Consider the following 699-nt stretch of genomic DNA (forward strand, 5'->3'; position numbering starts at 1 on the left):
AGAAGCGCGATGTCAACGCGCGCTTTGGCGCCATGGTCAGCCACTTCCTGTTCGAGCCCGAGTTCTGCAACCCGGCAGCGGGCTGGGAGAAGGGGCAGATCGAGAAGAACGTGCGCGATGCCCGCCACCGCCTGTGGCAATCAGCGCCGGCGTTTCCTTCGCTCACAGAACTCAATGCCTGGCTGCTGCAGCGCTGCCAAGCGCTGTGGCACGAGATCGATCACAGCCGCCTGGGTGGCACCGTGGCCCAGGCGTGGGAGCGCGAGCGCTCGCAACTCATGCCCATGCCGCGCCCCTTCGACGGCTTTGTGGACCACACCAAGCGCGTCTCCCCCACCTGCCTGGTGCACTTCGAGCGCAACCGCTACAGCGTGCCGGCCTCTTACGCCAACCGGCCGGTGAGCCTGCGCGTGTATGCCGATCGGATCGTCGTGTGTGCAGAGGGGCGCTTGATCTGCGAGCACCCGCGCATCATCGAGCGCCATCACCACGGCCTGGGCCAGACCGTCTACGACTGGCGCCACTACCTGGCGGTGCTGCAGCGCAAGCCCGGCGCCTTGCGCAACGGCGCACCCTTCGAGCAGTTGCCCGCCGGGTTCAAGCGGCTGCAGGCCGCGCTGCTCAAGCAGCCCGGCGGGGATCGGGAGATGGTGGAGATCCTGGCCCTGGTGCTGCACCACGACGAGCAGGCCGTTCTGG

The 699-nt window shown here is 67.8% G+C and carries 1 protein-coding gene; it reads left to right on the forward strand.

Annotated elements, in window-relative coordinates; all coding sequences use genetic code 11:
• Positions 1 to 699 (forward strand): Mu transposase domain-containing protein (locus tag M3149_RS22670; protein ID WP_435370780.1); only part of this gene is annotated, 699 nt, incomplete at both ends.

Origin of the sequence: Hydrogenophaga intermedia (genome assembly GCF_023715105.1) — a bacterium.
Lineage (GTDB): Bacteria > Pseudomonadota > Gammaproteobacteria > Burkholderiales > Burkholderiaceae_C > Hydrogenophaga > Hydrogenophaga intermedia_A.